This is a genomic window from Amycolatopsis sp. NPDC114504, from assembly GCF_055633595.1.
Genome location: NZ_JBVKDU010000003.1, coordinates 632,284 through 646,885 on the forward strand (window position 1 = coordinate 632,284; position 14,602 = coordinate 646,885).

Below are 14,602 nucleotides of genomic sequence, written 5' to 3' on the forward strand. Positions count from 1 at the left end.
GGCACGAATGTTTTCGATGGCTGCGATAGAATCCGCGAATGCCTACGCTGCGCGCGCTCGAGTGCCTGGTCGCGGTGCTGGACGCCGGGTCGATCACCGAGGCGGCCGCGCGGCTGCACCTCTCACAGCCCGCGCTGTCGCACCAGATCGGCGCGCTCGAACGGGAACTGGGCACGCCGGTGCTCGAACGGCTGCCGCGCGGAGTGCGGCCGACGGCCACCGGGCGCGCGGTATTGGCCGACGCGCGGGCGGCGCTGGCCGCGGCCGAGCGCGTGGTCCGGACCGGCCGCGCGGTGGCAGGCGGCGGCGAGGGCACGCTGCGGATCGCGTGCGCGGAGAGCATGACCGCCGGGCTGCTCGCGCCCGTGCTGCGGAGCTGGCACCGGCACCGTCCCGGCGTGCTGATCACCCTCACGGAAACGACGAGCGCGGACGCGCTGGTGGCGGCGCTGGAAGCGGGCGAAGCGGACGTCGCGGTCGGACCGCGGCCGAGCCGCTGGACCGGGCCGCTGGAGGTGGTGGGGCGCGAGGAGATCGTCGTCGCGCTGGCCCAGGATCACCCGCTCGCCACCCGGGCGGCGGTACCGATGACCGACCTCGCCGGGGTGCCGGTGGTGCACTACCACCCGGACAACGGACTCGGCGGCTGGCTGGACGAGCAGTTCGCACAGCGCGCGACCGTGCTCGAGGCGGTGATGCGGACGAAGCAGGCGGCGACGGCGGCGCAGCTCGCGGCGGCCGGGCTGGGCGTGGCGCTGGTCCCGACGACCGCGCTGGCGCGCACGTTCACGGGTGCGCTGCGGCGGCTGAAGCCCGCTCTGCACCGCGATGTCGTCACGTTCACCGCGACGCCGTCGGATTCGCTCGTCCGGCGGTTTTCTTCGGACGTGGTGCACCGTGGGATCGCCGTACCCGGTGTCCTGGTGGACAAACTCTCCTCAGCCACCCGTTAAGTCCTGGTGAATGTGACAGATTCCCTACGAAGGTTTTGTGCCATCAGGACGAACTTCTCTTCGCGGCCCCGATTTCGCTGTGCCATTCGCCAAAGTTTGCTTCCATCGGATAGCTTGCTCCTACCGGTCAGTACCGGTGGGTGGGGCCGATCGGTGAGGCGATCAGCGAAGATCGAGGGAAGCGGGGACGCAGCATGCCGAAGCACCGGCCACGTCGCAAGGGCTCGCGCGGGGTCCGCCGCACCGCCGTCGCGCTCGCCGGTGGCGCGCTCGTCGTGCTGCCCACGCTGACCACCGGCCTGCCCGCACCGGTCGTCATCGCCGGCGCCGGCGAGGCACTGCCCGACCAGGCGGCCCCGCTGCAGCCGCCGAACATCGTCATGCCGCCGATCGCCGTGGACGGCAGCCTGCCCCAGCCGCCGCTGCCCACGCCGCTGGTCGTCCCCGGCGGGCACGCGGGCTCGGCGGGCATCTCCGGCCCGCTCGGCATCCCGGGGAGCATGCTGAAGGCGTACAAGAACGCCGCCGACATCCTCGCCAAGGAACAGCCGAACTGCCACCTCGACTGGGCGCTGATCGCGTCCATCGGCCGGATCGAGTCGAACCACGCGCGCGGCGGGTACGTCAACGCCAACGGCGACACGCTCGAGCCCATCCTCGGCCCGGTGCTCAACGGCGCCGGCGCGTTCGCGGCGATCCCGGACACCGACGGCGGCAAGTACGACGGCGACGCCGTCTGGGACCGCGCGGTCGGCCCGACGCAGTTCATCCCGGCCACGTGGAAGGGCTACGCCTCCGACGGCAACGGCGACGGCGTCTCGAACCCGAACAACATCTACGACGAGGCACTGGCCACCGGGCGCTACCTGTGCTCCGGCGGGCTCGACCTCTCGACCGACGCGGGCCAGCGCATCGCGGTCCGCCGGTACAACAACTCCCAGTCCTATGTGGACACTGTGATGGCGTGGGCCGCGGCCTACCGCGGCGGTGTCGCGCAGCTGCCCGACAGCCAGGTGCCGATCGGCACCCCCAACGCCCCGGACTCCGCCGCCGCGGGCAGCCCGGTCGGCATTCCCGCCCCGCCGGCACCCCCGGTGACCGAGCCGCCGCCGGACTCGTTGCCGGGCACGTCGACGCCGCCGACGAGCGAGTCGCCGACGTCGTCCACCCCGACGACGGACCCGACGACCACTCCGCCGTCGACCACCCCGCCGCCGTCGACGACGCCGCCTCCGGAGACGACACCGCCCGCGACGACGAGCACCACGGCGCCGTCCAGCACCGCGGCCGACTCGCCGAGCACGCCCACCGAAACCACCACGACCAGCCCGACGGGGTGAGCCCGGTGGAGCCGTTCCTGGTGCACATCCGCTGCGACACCGACGGCTACACCCACGCCGTCACAGAGGAAGAGTTCGCGGCGGGCCGCCACGACGGCCGCTTCCGAGCGGTGTGCGGCCACGTGGTCCTGGCGGCCCCGATGATCGAGGCCCCCGGCCGGTTCGACCCCGTGTGCCGGGACGTCTTGCGTGAGGCTCCGGTCGAGCCGTCGGTACCTCGGCAGGAACGCCGGCGGTCCCGGTGGCGTACCCGCCGTTAGCCGCTCGGGCCGGTTCAGCCGGGTCGGCGCTCGCTCGCCTACCGCAGGGCGAGCCCGAGTCGGCCGGCTCCCGGCAGAGCCACCGATCAGGTGCCGCCCACCGGAACCCCCGGCGGCCCGGCACGAACGCCGCCGGTCGAGGTGATGTACCCGCCGCTAGCCGCTCCCGCGCGTTCAGCCGGGTCGGCATTGCTCACCTACCGCAGGGCGAGCGCGAGTCGGCAGGCTCGCGGCAGAGCCGCCGTTCAGGTGCCCGCCCACCGGAACCCCGGCGGCCCGGCAAGAACGCCGCCGGTCCAGAAGCGCTACCGCCGCAGCGCGAGCCGAGCCGACCGGCCACCCCGGGTGTTCTCGGTACCCCGGCAGGAACGCCGGCGGTCCAGGTGGCGCAGCCGCCGTTAGTCCACCAAGGCCTGGATGCCGTCGAGCATGCGGTCCAAGCCGAACTCGTACGCCTTGTCCCCTTGAGCCTTCGCGCTCTCGTCGAAGCCGCCGCCCAGCCAGATGCGGTTCATCGCCGGGTGGGCGTCGACCACGAAGTAGTTCTCCCAGAACGTCGAACGCTGGTGCCACCAGGCCTCCGTCGACTGGCCGGTGCTGCGCTCGAGGCGGGTGTTCTCCGCGCCGAGCGCCGCGTTCGCGTCGATGTACGTGCCTATCCCGTTGGCCGCCGCCACCGCATGGCGCGGGGGCAGGCCCAGCGCGTCCATGATGGACAACAGATACTCCTGCCCGGCCAGCTGACCGGGCCCGAGCGGCGGCCGGACGCGCGAAACCTCGCACAGCCACGGGTGGGTGCGGTACGCCGCCCGCGTCCGCTCCGCGTACAGCGCCACCTGCTCGCGCCAGTCCGCCGGGCGGGGCTCGCCCGGGCCGGGCAGCCTGCGCTCGACCAGCACGTCGTCGACCATCAGGTCGACCAGCTCGGCCTTGCCGGGCACGTACGTGTAGAGCGTCATCGTGCCCGCGCCGAGCTCCTTCGCGACGCGGTGCATCGACGCGGCGGTGAGCCCGTCGGCGTCCGCGACCGCGATCGCGGCGGCGACGATCCGCTCGATCGACAGCGTCGGGCGGCGGCCCCTGGTCGGCTCGGTGACGGCGCCGCGGGCGCGCCAAAGCAACGCGAGCGTCCGGTCGACTTCTTCGGCGCCAGTGCGTTCGGCGGTCATGCGTTCCCCTCGCTCCTCCGCCGGCGATCCTACCCGGACCGGCCGTCCGACCTGGCATTCTGGAAGCATGACCGGACGCAAACCGCCCAAGGTCTCCTTCCGCTGGTGGGTCGACCGGCAGATCGGCGAGGCCCGCGACCGCGGCGACTTCGACGCGCTGCCCGGCGCCGGCAAGCCGCTGCCGAAGCCCACCGGCAACGACGCCGCGACCGACTGGGTGCTGCGGGAGGTCCGCAAAGGCGGCCACGACACCAAGGCGTTGCTGCCGCCGGCGCTCGCCCTCAAGCGCGAGGTCCAGGACCTGCCCGAACGGCTCGCCGGCGAGCGGACCGAACGGCAGGTGCGGGAGGTCGTCGAGGACCTCAACGAGCGGATCCGCCTGGCCTACCTCAACCACCACACCGGCCCGCCGCTCACGGTCGCGCCGGTGGACGTCGAGGAAGCCGTCGAAGACTGGCGGCGCTCACGAGCCGCGTCGTAGCAGCGCCCGTTCCGCCACGGTCCACGCCGTCGTCGTGAGCAGGTAGATCCCGGCGGCCTGCGGTACGACCAGCGTCGCGAGCACCGTGCCGTAGGGCAGCAGCCGCAGCCACTTCCCGCCCGGGACCTCGGCCGCGCCACCGCGGTTCTGCAGGCGGACCGAGAACCACGCGACGATCGCCAGCCCCGCCGCGATCACGAACACGAGCGGGCTGCCGGCCAGGCCGTGCGCGCCCAGCGGCGTCCCGAACAGCGTCGCGCCGAGCAGCGAGTTGGGTTCGCCGCCGACCGTGGGCGTCGTGAAGAGCCGGTACATGACCGTGAAGAACGGCAGCTGCAGCAGCATCGGCAGGCAGCCGACGAACAGCGACGTCCCGGACTCCTGCTGCAGCTTCGTCATCTCCGCGGCCAGCCGCTCCCGGTCGCCGCCGTGCCTGGCCTGCAACGCTTTGATCTCCGGCAGCAGGGTGGCCCGGGCGCGCTCGCCGCGGGCCGCCGACCGGGCGAGCGGGTGCAGCAGGAGCCGCACGCCGAGGGTGAACAGGACAATGGCCAGCGCCGTGGACAGCGGGCCGGTGAACGCGTGGATCAGGTGGTACGCGCCTTCGACGGGCACGTCGAGAAAGCCGAACATGGGCAGCACTCCGCAAGAGTGGAAGGGGTGGGGGTACGCGGAATGGCTGCGCTGAAGGGGTTCCTACGCAGCCGTGCTGCGGGAACCGGGTGCTCGTGGCCTGCTGCTGCCCGGCCGGCCGGGGTCGCGCAGGCGGATCGACTCGGCGCGCCGGGCCCGGCGGCGCAGGGCGGCGACGCGGCTGCGCACCGGCGCCGACCACAGGGCGACCTCGCTGCGGTGCGTGCTGCCGACGAGCAGCACGACCAGGAGGCTCGCGGCGGCGAGGGAGGCGAAGGCGACCAGCACGGTCGGGCTGGTCACGACGGGGAACACCAGCTCCAGCACCGTGTTCACGGCAGTGGTCCCCCTTCCTCTCCGACCCCAGGGTAGCGGAACCGGGACCCCTGCCTTCCGGAGGTAACAGCCCGATGGGCTGTAACCTGGTTCGATGAGAGGCCAATTCGTCGTCGTGCCGATCCTGGCGCTGATCCTGCTGTTCACCGTGCCCTGGTGGACGCTCGTCCTCGCGCCGGACTGGGGCACGGCGGCCACGATCGCCGGCACCGCGGTGTTCGCACTGGGCCTGGCCACGATGCCGGTCGCGATGTTCCGCGGCCACTCCCGGCACCAGAGCGACGCCGCCGCGCGCGTCGGCGACTCCCTGCTGGCCGTGATCTGGGTGCTGTTCAGCTGGTCCGTGCTGAGCCTGGTGCTGCGCGCCGCGCTGCTCGGCGTCGACGACCCGGCGCGCTCGCGGATCGTCGCGGGCGTGACCTTCGTGGTGGCGGCCGGCCTGCTCGTGCACGGCAACCGCGTCGCCATGCGGGTGCCGCCGGTGAAGGCGACCGACGTCGTCATCCCGCGGCTCGGCCCGGGCCTCGACGGCCTGCGCGTCGCCGTGCTGACCGACACCCACTACGGGCCGATCGACCGGACGAAGTGGTCGGAGCAGGTCGTCGCGGCGGTCAACGCGCTGGAGGCGGACGTCGTCTGCCACGCCGGCGACCTCGCCGACGGCGCGGTGGCGAAGCGCCGCAAGCAGGTCGACCCGCTCGGCGGCGTCCAGGCCGCGCTCGGCCGGTTCTACATCACCGGCAACCACGAGTACTTCGGCGAGGCCCAGGCGTGGATCGACCACATGGAAGGGCTCGGCTGGGAGACGCTGCACAACCGCTCGACGCTCCTGGAACGCGACGGCGACCGCATCCTGTTCGCCGGCATCGACGACCCGACCGGAGCGGCGTCCGGCCTGCCCGGCCACGGCCCCGACCTGCCCGCCGCGCTGGCCGGCCGCCCCGCCGACGTGCCGGTGGTGCTGCTGGCACACCAGCCGAAGCAGGTGCGCCAGGCCCGCGAGGCCGACGTCGACCTGCAGATCTCCGGGCACACGCACGGCGGTCAGATCTGGCCGTTCCACCTGCTGGTGCGGTTCGACCAGCCGACGCTGTCGGGCCTGACCCGGCACGGCCCGACCCAGCTGTACAACAGCCGCGGGACCGGGTTCTGGGGACCGCCGTTCCGGGTCTTCGCGCCCAGCGAGATCACGCTCCTCACCCTGCGCGCGGCCTGATTTCAGAGCGCCCCCAGGCCACTTCGGGACGCTCTTCCGCCACCGACAACTTTTTTTGTCTTGACAGTTTCAACCGTCGGGTGCCACGCTGTTCGCCATGACCACCACCGCGATCCGCCCCCAGTCCCTCGCCCCTTCGACCACCCGCGGCCTGCTGACCTGCGGGATCCTCGCCGGGCCCGTCTTCGTGCTCACCGGTGTCGTCCAGGGCCTGACCCGCGCCGGGTTCGACTTCACGCGGCACCCCGCCAGCATCCTGTCGAACGGCTCGCTCGGCTTTGTCCAGATCACGAACTTCCTGGTCACCGGCCTGCTGACGATCGCGGCCGCCGCCGGCATCCGGCGGGTCCTGCCCGGGCGGTGGGGGCCGCGGCTGCTGACCGTCTACGGCGTCAGCCTGCTCTGCGCGGGCGTCTTCCGGGCCGACCCGCAGGACGGCTTCCCGCTCGGCACGCCCGCCGGTCCGCCGTCGGCGATCAGCTGGCACGGGACGCTGCACTTCGTCGCCGGTGGCGTCGGCTTCGCCGCACTGGTCGCGGCCTGCTTCGCGATCGGCTCGCACCTCACGCCCGCGCGGGCGTGGTACTCGCGGATCAGCGGGTTGCTGTTCCTCGCGGGCTTCGCCGGCGTAGCGTCCGGCTCGGCGAGCCCGGTCGTCACCCTCGGCTTCTGGGCGGCCGTGACGATCGCCTGGACCTGGCTCGCCACCACGTCCGCCCACCTGATCCACCCGATGCCGCGAGGAGAGTCCCGATGAGCACCACGGTTTCCGCCGACGGCACGAAGATCGCCTACACCCGCGCCGGGTCCGGCCCCGCGCTCGTCCTCGTCGACGGCGCGATGTGCTACCGCGGCTCGTCCCCCAACGACGGGATCGCGAAGGAGCTGGCCGCGCGCTTCACCGTGTACACCTACGACCGCCGCGGCCGGGGCGAAAGCACCGACACCGGGCCCTACGCGGCCGAGCGCGAGGTCGAGGACATCGCCGCGCTCGTCAAGGAGGCGGGCGGGGAGGCGTTCCTGTTCGGCATCTCGTCCGGTGCCGCGCTGGCCCTCGAAGCCGCGCGCACTCTCCCGGTGACGAAGCTGGCGCTGTACGAGCCGCCGTTCGTCGTCGACGGCACCCGCCCCCGCGTCCCGGCCGACTACGTGGCCCGCCTCGACGCCGCGCTGAAGGCGGGCAAGCGCGGCCAGGCGGTCAAGATGTTCATGACCGAAGGCGTCGGCCTGAGCGGCACGATGGTGGCGATGATGCGGATCATGCCGTTCTGGCCGAAGCTCAAGCGCATCGCCCACACCCTCCCGTACGACACGGCTCTGGTCGTCGAGCACCAGTCGGGGACGCCGCTGCCGGCGGCGTGGCCGGAGGTGAAGGTCCCGACGCTGGTCGTGGACGGCGGCAAGAGCCCGGACTGGATGCGCAACGGCGTCGCGTCGCTGGCGAAGGTGCTGCCGTCGGCGGAGTACAAGACGCTGCCGGGCCAGACGCACATCGTGAAGGCCGCGGCGCTCGCCCCGGTCCTGACGGACTTCTACCTCGGCTGATGCGCATCCGGATCCTCGACGCCGATATCACCACCCTCGAGGTCGACGTCGTCGTCAACGCCGCCAACTCCTCGCTCCTCGGCGGCGGCGGGGCCATCCACCGCAGGGGTGGCCCCGAGATCCTCGCCGCGTGCCGGAAGCTGCGGGCCGGGCACTACGGGAAAGGGCTCAAGACCGGGCAGGCCGTCGCCACCACCGCCGGGAACCTGCCCGCGACCTGGGTCGTGCACACCGTCGGGCCCGTGTGGTCGGCGACCGAGGACCGCTCGGGGCTCCTCGCCGACTGCCACCGGAACTCGCTGAAGGTCGCGCGGGAGCTCGGCGCCAAGACCGTCGCCTTCCCCGCGATCTCGACCGGGATCTACCGGTGGCCCCTCGAGTCGGCCGCCGAGATCGCCCTGACCACCGTCAGCCAAGCCGACCCCGGCGGGATCGAGGAAGTCGTTTTCGCGCTGCGTGGCGAAGAGGCCATGGCCGCCTTCCGGGCTCGTCACAACTCCCTTGCCTGAACGATCACCGACCGGGCAGGGTGCAGGCGTGCCCACCCGCGCCCTGGTCTTCGACTTCGACGGCACCCTCGCCGACACCGAGTCCGCCGTCCTGCAGTCGTGGCAGGAGGTGTTCCGCGAGCACGGCGTCGAACTGCCGATGGCAGCCTGGTACGCCGTCATCGGCACGCAGCACACCACGCCCGCGATGTTCGCCCTGCTCGCCGAGCACGTGCCCGGCATCGACCCCGACGCACTGCGGCCCAAGACGAAAGCCCGCGTCTACCGGCTCCTCGAGAAACTCGGCCCGCGCGAAGGCGTCCACAGCTACCTCGAGAGCGCGAAGGAGCACGGCCTCAAGCTGGCCGTCGCCTCCAGCTCGTCCGGGGCCTGGGTGAACCCGCACCTCGAACGGCTCGGCATCGACGGCTACTTCGACGCCGTCCTCACCGGGGACCTCCACAAGGCCAAGCCGGACCCGGACCTCTACCTCGCCGCGCTCGACGCCCTCGGCACCGAAGCGGCGGACACCATCGCCTTCGAGGACACACCCCACGGCGTCACCTCGGCCAAGGCCGCCGGGCTGACCTGCGTCGCCGTGCCGAACGCCATCACCGAAAGCCTCGACTTCGGCCAGGCGGACGTCGTGCTGCCATCGTTCACCGCCAAACCGCTCGAGGCCCTACTGACCCACTAGCCCGAGCAGCCGGTCCAGGAACGGCAGCTGGCCCTTCACGAGCTTCTCGCGCGCGACGTCGAGCGAGAACCATTCGACCCGGTCCACCTCGGGGAACTCCTGCTGCTTGCCCGAGCGGGGCGGCCACTCCATGGAGAACGTCCCCGGGACCACCGAAGCCGGGTCGAGGTCGCCTTCGACCGCCCACGCCGTGACGACCTTGCCGCCCGACTGCTTCACCTCGCCCAGCGGGACGTACTCACCGGTGGGCGCGGGCAGGCCCAGCTCCTCCTCGAACTCGCGCCGCGCCGCATGCTCCGGCGGCTCGTCCGGGTCCAGCTCGCCCTTCGGCAGCGACCACGCCGCCGCGTCCTTCTTCGCCCAGAACGGCCCGCCCATGTGCCCGAGCAGCACTTCGACGTCCTCGCCCCGCCCGCGGTGGAGCAGGAGCCCGGCACTGCGTTTGCCCGCCATGAGGTTCAGTCTCCCGAAACTCTCCGAAGATTTTTCCGCGGGGTTGTCGATCCGGTGAGAACCCACTCGACGCGTAGGCAGAAGGCAAGGAAGAACCCAGGGAAGGAACCCCGATGACCACCACGATCGCCCGCGAGACCCAGACCACCGCCACCAGGACCGCCCCGGCCAAGGGCATCGTCGTCGGCGCGAGCCGGATGGTGATCTCGTTCCTGTTCGGCTTCCACGGCCTGCAGGGATTCGGCTTCTTCGGTGGCATCGACGGCCAGGGCGGCGGCGTCCCGTTCGGCTCGTTCCCCGGCTGGTGGGGCAGCGTGATCGAACTCGTCGGCGCGGTGCTGCTGTTCGCCGGGCTCGCCAGCCGGCCCGCCGCGGTCGTGCTCTCCGGTGTGATGGCCTACGCCTACTTCACCGTGCACGCCCCGATGGGCCTGCTGCCGCTGCAGAACATGGGCGAGCCCGCCGCCGTCTACGCGTGGATCTTCCTGCTGTTCGCCGCGATCGGCCCGGGCCGGTTCGCGCTCGACAACCTGCGCAAGCGCTGACGGAAGAACACGCGCGCGGTCCGATCTAGTAGCCGCCCTGGGCGGCCGCCAGGTCGGACCGCGCCATCACGTGTTCCATCAGGCTGGTCAGCACCTGCTTCGTCGACTCGCGCTCGCGGGCGTCGCACAGCAGCAGCGGGACGTCCATGCCGACGTCGAGCGCCTGCCGGACCTCCTCGGTGCCGTAGCGGTACGCACCGTCGAAGCAGTTCACGCCGACGACGAACGGCAGGTTGCGGCGCTCGAAGAAGTCGACCGCCGCGAAGCAGCTGTCCAGCCGGCGGGTGTCGGCCAGCACGACCGCGCCGAGCGCGCCCTCCGCCAGCTCGTCCCACATGAACCAGAACCGGTCCTGCCCCGGCGTGCCGAACAGGTACAGGATCAGGTCCGGGTTGATCGTGATGCGGCCGAAGTCGAGCGCGACCGTCGTGGTGGTCTTCTGCTCGATCCCCGAGAGGTCGTCGACGCCCTCGGACGCGGTCGTGATGACCTCTTCGGTACGCAGCGGCGGCACTTCGCTCACCGAGCCGACCATCGTGGTCTTGCCGACCCCGAAGCCGCCGGCGATGAGTACCTTGACCGCGGTCGCGGTCAGGTTCCGCCGGGGATCAGAGTTTCCGGATGCCATCAAGGACCGCCTGCAATACGTGTCGGTTGGGGGATTCCTGAGCCGGTGCCGCGGTACGGAACAGCACCAGGTTCTGCTCGATGAGGTCGCTGAGCATCACCTTGACCACGGGCAGCGGCAGGTCGACGCGGGCGGCCACCTCGGCCACCGAGACCGGCCGCTGGCACAGGGCGATGATGCGCGCGTACTCCGGTTCGAGCATGCCCGCTTCGTGCGCGGTGCGCAGCGCGACCACCAGCGTGATGAGGTCCAGTCCGAGCGTGTCCGACCGGGTGCGGCCGCCCGTGACCGCGTAGGACCGGACCAGCGGGCCGGCCTCGTCGTCGAACCAGGCTTCGTGCCGTCCGCTCATGGCGACGTGGGCAGGACGCCGGCACCGGTCCGCGGGGCCGAGGTGAGTACCTGGCCGACGCGCTTCACCATCAGGTTCATCTCGTACGCGACCAGCCCCATGTCCGCGTCCTCGCGGGCCAGCAGGGCGAGGCAGGCGCCTCGGCCGGCCGCCGTCACGAACAGGAAGGCGTGGTCCATCTCCACCATCGTCTGACGGACGTTGCCGCCGCCGAAGTGCCGTCCGGTCCCGCGCGCCAGGCTTTGGAACGCCGAAGCGACCGCCGAGAGGTGTTCGGCGTCCTCTTCGGAGAGGTTCCCCGACCGCCCGATGAGCAGGCCGTCCGAGGACAGGACCACCGCGCGGTCCGCCCCGGCGACCCGCTTGACGAGGTCGTCCAGCAGCCAGTCGAGCTCACTGACGCCTGAGTTGGCCATTACTCGCGCTCTCCGTACCTGTCGTCGTTCTCGGCTGGTTCTTCGTCACGGCCGCGGCGGGTGCCCTGCTGGAAGGCGGACAGCCGGCTGCGGGCGCTCTCCGGCGAGTCCAGCCTGACCTCTTCCCGCTCCTGCGTGGCGGGCTTATCTTCCCGCAACTGCGGAACGAGGCTCTGCTGACGTCGCCGTTGGGGCAGCGGCGGGCGGCCAGGGGCCTCCGGGCGGCGCGGTTGCTCCGGCCGGCCCTGCGGCATCGCGGGCCGCGGCTCGGACGGCGGCCACACCGGCGGCTGCGCGGCCGGGCGGGCCGGGCGCGACGTCCGGGTGGGCGGCGCGGGCGGGCGCACCGGGGCGACCGCGGGCTGTGCCTGCGTCGGCTGGCTGATCGGCTCGGACACGGACCCGACGGGGACCGGCGTCGGCGCGGACGGCGGCTGCGCCGGGGACGGCTGCGTGACCGGCATCGGCGGGGCGACCGGGTCGGGCTGCGACACCGGCATCGGCGGCTCGGTCCGGTGGCGGGCCGGGCGGCGGACCGGCCGGCGCAGCGGCGCGACCTCGTCGTTCACCTGCTCCGGCTCGACCGGGTTCGGCACGAGCTCCGGCTTCGGCGGGGTGATCGGCTGCTCCGGCTCGGACTCGGCGAGCGGGGCCAGCAGGTCGGTGCGCACCAGGACGATGGCCCGGGTGCCGCCGTAGGCCGACTCCCGCAGGTGCACCTGGATGCCGTGGCGGGCGGCCAGCCGCGCGACCACGAACAGGCCGAGGCGCGGTTCGTCGGACAGCGCCATGATGCCGAAGTCCGGCGGGCCGGCCAGCATCGTGTTGATCTCTTCGGTCTGGTCCGGCTCGAGCCCGAGGCCCTGGTCCTCGACCTCGATCACGACGCCCTTGCCGACGACGTTGCCGCGCACCTCGACCCGCGACTGCGGCGGCGAGAACGACGTCGCGTTGTCGATCAGCTCGGCCAGCAGGTGCACGAGGTCGCCGACGACCGGGCCGCGGATGGCGATCTGCGGCAGCGCCGCCGTCTTGACCCGGGCGAAGTCCTCGGTCTCGGCGGACGCGCCGCGGACCAGCTCGGCCAGCCCGACCGGGTTGCGCCACTGCCGGCCCGGCTGCCCGCCGCCGAGGATGATCAGGTTCTCGGCGTTGCGGCGGGCGCGGGTGGAGAGGTGGTCGAGCTGGAACAGGGTGTCCAGCTGCTCCGGGTCCTCCTGCTTGCGCTCGGCCTGGTCGAGCACCTTGAGCTGGCGGTGCACGATGACCTGGCTGCGGTGGGCGATGTTGAGGAACACCGTCTTGGTGCCCTCCTTGATCTTCGCCTCGTCGATGGCGGCCGCGATGGCGGTCTGCTGCGCCTTGTTGAACGCGTCGGCGACCTGGCCGATCTCGTCGGTGCCGTGGTCGAGGAAGTGCCCGCCCTCTTCGAGGTCGACGGGCTCGCCCGCCTGGACCCGGGCGACCAGCTCGGGCAGCCGGACCTCGGCCGCGTCGAGGGTGTCCTCGCGCAGCCGGTGCAGGCGGCCGATGAGCCGGTTCGACAGCCGGACGGCGACGAACACCACGAAGACCGCGAACAGGACCGCGATCACACCGGCGATCAGCGACTCGGTGAACGTCGAGTCGGCGTCGTTGATCGCGGCCTGGCTGGCGTTGGAGCTCTGCAGGACGAAGATGCCGGACAGGGCGTCGCCGACCAGCTTGGCGCTGGTGCGCCACTGCTCCTGCGACACCGGCAGCTTGGTCAGGTCACCGCGCAGGAAAGCGGTTTCGACCTGGTTGACGACCTGCCACGGCTGGCTGGCCAGCAGCTGGTCGTACTTCGCCTTGACCTCGGGGATCATCTTCGGCGCCGACGCGTCGAGCTGCGCGTGGTAGGCACCGACCTGGCTGACGTAGTTGCGGAAGTCGTCGCTGCTCAGCCCGCCCGCGGCGAGCCCGGCGGCGGCGAGCGCGTCACTGCGCTGCATCGACTCGGCCGCGCTGAACATCGGGATGGCGGTCAGCCGGTCGAACGCGTTCTGCGCGCCACGCGCGTTCTGCGCGAGCCCGGCCAGGCCGTCGGTGAACTGGTCGATGATCTTGTTGTAGAAGGTGAAGGCCTGGCCGATCTGGATCTGGCCGCTGTCGACCGCCTGCCGCGTCTGCGGGAGCTGCTGGAAGAGCGCGAAGAACGTGGCGATGTTCTTCTGCACGCTCGGCGGGGTGTCGTCGTAGCCCGCGAAGCTGTCCTTCAGGTACTCGATCGTCTTCGCGGCGTTCTGGTCCGTCTTCGGACGGACGGCCGCGAGCACCGCGCGCTGGTTGCCCTGGCCCGCGAGGAGGCTCAGGGTCGCCAGGCGCTCCTGCTGGAGCGCGCCGAAGAACGGGATCGACGGGGCCTCCGAGCCCCGGATCCGGTTGACGTAGTCACGGCCCGTGACGGCGTCGTAGATGAGGTAGCCGGCGAGGGCCACACCCACGAGGAGCAAGGCCACACTGGGGATCAGCGCGATCGTGAGCACGCGCCTGCGAATCGAGGATCCCCGGTTGCGTCGAAGAGAAATCTGCTTCACCTGGGTCCGTATTCCTTCCGGCAGTACATGGTTTCGGGTCGCCCGAGGCGGTCAACACCCGGATTCCGACCAGCCGGATCAACATCACCGTGGTCTGCTTCGCCCGCGACGACGGTATGCAGCCCTTCAGGGCGCGTCAAGTCCGTGGCGATAACGTGATCTTGAAACGGTGACCCGTCCACAGTTGCTGCCTGCGCTTGGAAAGTCCACCACCGAAAGTCGTGAGGTTCGTCCCAGCCCTGCTTCCGTTTGGCCCCATGGGTGCAGGCTCTCCGGTGGTGCGATCGACCCAAGCGCCCGGACAGCATCCGCTACGTACGACAGAGCCGGATGGTTCGGTGAGAAAGGTCACGAGCCTGCCACGACAGCCGGGTGCGACCGCTTCGTCCGGAGTTCGCGGCCTCGGCAAAGCGGAATTGCATGGCATTCGACACCTTCGCCACGGATTCCCCGGACGGCGAGGCCGAATTCCCGCCATTCCGCATGCGAAGTGGTTCGACCACTCCCCGTGGCACCCGCCGGGGGCCTGGAA

The 14,602-nt window shown here is 71.8% G+C and carries 18 protein-coding genes; 10 read left to right on the top strand and 8 right to left on the bottom strand.

Annotated features, from left to right (window positions below; genetic code table 11):
* The first annotated feature begins 38 nt into the window (after positions 1–38).
* The 3 genes from ACZ7PG_RS24315 to ACZ7PG_RS24325 all read left to right on the top strand — a co-directional run bounded on the left by ACZ7PG_RS24315 (position 39) and on the right by ACZ7PG_RS24325 (position 2,553).
* Positions 39–953, top strand: coding sequence for a LysR family transcriptional regulator (locus ACZ7PG_RS24315; RefSeq protein ID WP_470241385.1), 915 nt, complete (start codon positions 39–41; stop codon positions 951–953).
* Positions 954–1,147: 194 nt separating this feature from the next.
* Entirely contained in the window at positions 1,148–2,293 is a 1,146-nt protein-coding gene (locus ACZ7PG_RS24320; protein WP_470241386.1) for a lytic transglycosylase domain-containing protein, read from the top strand.
* A 5-nt stretch (positions 2,294–2,298) separates the two neighbouring features.
* Positions 2,299–2,553 (top strand): hypothetical protein, encoded by a 255-nt coding sequence (locus ACZ7PG_RS24325; RefSeq protein WP_470241387.1) that lies wholly within the window; start codon positions 2,299–2,301, stop codon positions 2,551–2,553.
* Positions 2,554–2,951: 398 nt separating this feature from the next.
* Here the strand turns inward: ACZ7PG_RS24325 and ACZ7PG_RS24330 are convergent, their stop codons facing one another.
* Positions 2,952–3,722, bottom strand: coding sequence for a TetR/AcrR family transcriptional regulator (locus tag ACZ7PG_RS24330; RefSeq protein ID WP_470241388.1), 771 nt, complete (start codon positions 3,720–3,722; stop codon positions 2,952–2,954).
* Between the two features lie 67 nt (positions 3,723–3,789).
* Between ACZ7PG_RS24330 and ACZ7PG_RS24335 the strand changes: the two genes are divergently transcribed.
* A complete protein-coding gene (locus ACZ7PG_RS24335) occupies positions 3,790–4,203 on the top strand; it encodes a DnaJ family domain-containing protein (protein WP_470241389.1) in 414 nt (137 codons plus the stop codon).
* Here the strand turns inward: ACZ7PG_RS24335 and ACZ7PG_RS24340 are convergent.
* Together ACZ7PG_RS24340 and ACZ7PG_RS24345 are read right to left on the bottom strand one after the other, a co-directional pair.
* Complete coding sequence (locus ACZ7PG_RS24340) at positions 4,186–4,836, bottom strand: YidC/Oxa1 family membrane protein insertase (RefSeq protein ID WP_470242396.1); 651 nt, start codon at positions 4,834–4,836, stop codon at positions 4,186–4,188. The two genes, ACZ7PG_RS24335 and ACZ7PG_RS24340, sit on opposite strands and share 18 nt — an antisense overlap.
* Positions 4,837–4,899: 63 nt before the next feature.
* Entirely contained in the window at positions 4,900–5,172 is a 273-nt protein-coding gene (locus tag ACZ7PG_RS24345; protein WP_470241390.1) for a DUF6412 domain-containing protein, read from the bottom strand.
* A 94-nt stretch (positions 5,173–5,266) separates the two neighbouring features.
* Here ACZ7PG_RS24345 and ACZ7PG_RS24350 point away from each other — a divergent pair, with 94 nt between their 5' ends.
* The 5 genes from ACZ7PG_RS24350 (at position 5,267) to ACZ7PG_RS24370 (ending at position 9,118) form a co-directional block, all read left to right on the top strand.
* Positions 5,267–6,388, top strand: a complete 1,122-nt coding sequence (locus ACZ7PG_RS24350) for a metallophosphoesterase (RefSeq protein WP_470241391.1) — start codon at positions 5,267–5,269, stop codon at positions 6,386–6,388.
* A gap of 97 nt (positions 6,389–6,485) precedes the next feature.
* The gene (locus ACZ7PG_RS24355; RefSeq protein ID WP_470241392.1) at positions 6,486–7,145 is read left to right on the top strand and encodes a DUF998 domain-containing protein; all 660 of its coding nucleotides are present in this window, start codon (positions 6,486–6,488) and stop codon (positions 7,143–7,145) included.
* Entirely contained in the window at positions 7,142–7,933 is a 792-nt protein-coding gene (locus ACZ7PG_RS24360; protein ID WP_470241393.1) for an alpha/beta fold hydrolase, read from the top strand. The genes ACZ7PG_RS24355 and ACZ7PG_RS24360 overlap by 4 nt, the downstream gene beginning before the upstream one ends.
* Positions 7,933–8,442: an O-acetyl-ADP-ribose deacetylase gene (locus tag ACZ7PG_RS24365; protein ID WP_470241394.1), complete on the top strand. Its 510-nt coding sequence runs from the start codon at positions 7,933–7,935 to the stop codon at positions 8,440–8,442. Before ACZ7PG_RS24360 ends, ACZ7PG_RS24365 begins: the two co-directional genes overlap by 1 nt.
* A gap of 28 nt (positions 8,443–8,470) precedes the next feature.
* On the top strand, positions 8,471–9,118 hold the full coding sequence (locus tag ACZ7PG_RS24370) for an HAD family hydrolase (RefSeq protein WP_470241395.1): 648 nt from the start codon (positions 8,471–8,473) through the stop codon (positions 9,116–9,118).
* On the opposite strand, the gene ACZ7PG_RS24375 is transcribed toward ACZ7PG_RS24370, so the two are convergent.
* Entirely contained in the window at positions 9,104–9,571 is a 468-nt protein-coding gene (locus tag ACZ7PG_RS24375) for an NUDIX hydrolase (RefSeq protein ID WP_470241396.1), read from the bottom strand. The two genes, ACZ7PG_RS24370 and ACZ7PG_RS24375, sit on opposite strands and share 15 nt — an antisense overlap.
* Before the next feature lie 113 nt (positions 9,572–9,684).
* Between ACZ7PG_RS24375 and ACZ7PG_RS24380 the strand changes: the two genes are divergently transcribed.
* On the top strand, positions 9,685–10,116 hold the full coding sequence (locus tag ACZ7PG_RS24380; RefSeq protein ID WP_470241397.1) for a DoxX family protein: 432 nt from the start codon (positions 9,685–9,687) through the stop codon (positions 10,114–10,116).
* 25 nt (positions 10,117–10,141) lie between these two features.
* Here ACZ7PG_RS24380 and ACZ7PG_RS24385 read toward each other — a convergent pair whose 3' ends face one another.
* Genes ACZ7PG_RS24385 through ACZ7PG_RS24400 form a run of 4 tightly spaced genes read right to left on the bottom strand, consistent with a single transcriptional unit; the run spans position 10,142 to position 14,019 of the window.
* The gene (locus tag ACZ7PG_RS24385; RefSeq protein ID WP_086674902.1) at positions 10,142–10,744 is read right to left on the bottom strand and encodes a GTP-binding protein; all 603 of its coding nucleotides are present in this window, start codon (positions 10,742–10,744) and stop codon (positions 10,142–10,144) included.
* Complete coding sequence (locus ACZ7PG_RS24390; protein ID WP_155541361.1) at positions 10,725–11,096, bottom strand: DUF742 domain-containing protein; 372 nt, start codon at positions 11,094–11,096, stop codon at positions 10,725–10,727. The genes ACZ7PG_RS24385 and ACZ7PG_RS24390 overlap by 20 nt, the downstream gene beginning before the upstream one ends.
* Positions 11,093–11,512: a roadblock/LC7 domain-containing protein gene (locus ACZ7PG_RS24395; protein ID WP_284745731.1), complete on the bottom strand. Its 420-nt coding sequence runs from the start codon at positions 11,510–11,512 to the stop codon at positions 11,093–11,095. Before ACZ7PG_RS24395 ends, ACZ7PG_RS24390 begins: the two co-directional genes overlap by 4 nt.
* Positions 11,512–14,019: a sensor histidine kinase gene (locus ACZ7PG_RS24400; RefSeq protein ID WP_470241398.1), complete on the bottom strand. Its 2,508-nt coding sequence runs from the start codon at positions 14,017–14,019 to the stop codon at positions 11,512–11,514. Before ACZ7PG_RS24400 ends, ACZ7PG_RS24395 begins: the two co-directional genes overlap by 1 nt.
* Between the last annotated feature and the right edge of the window lie 583 nt (positions 14,020–14,602).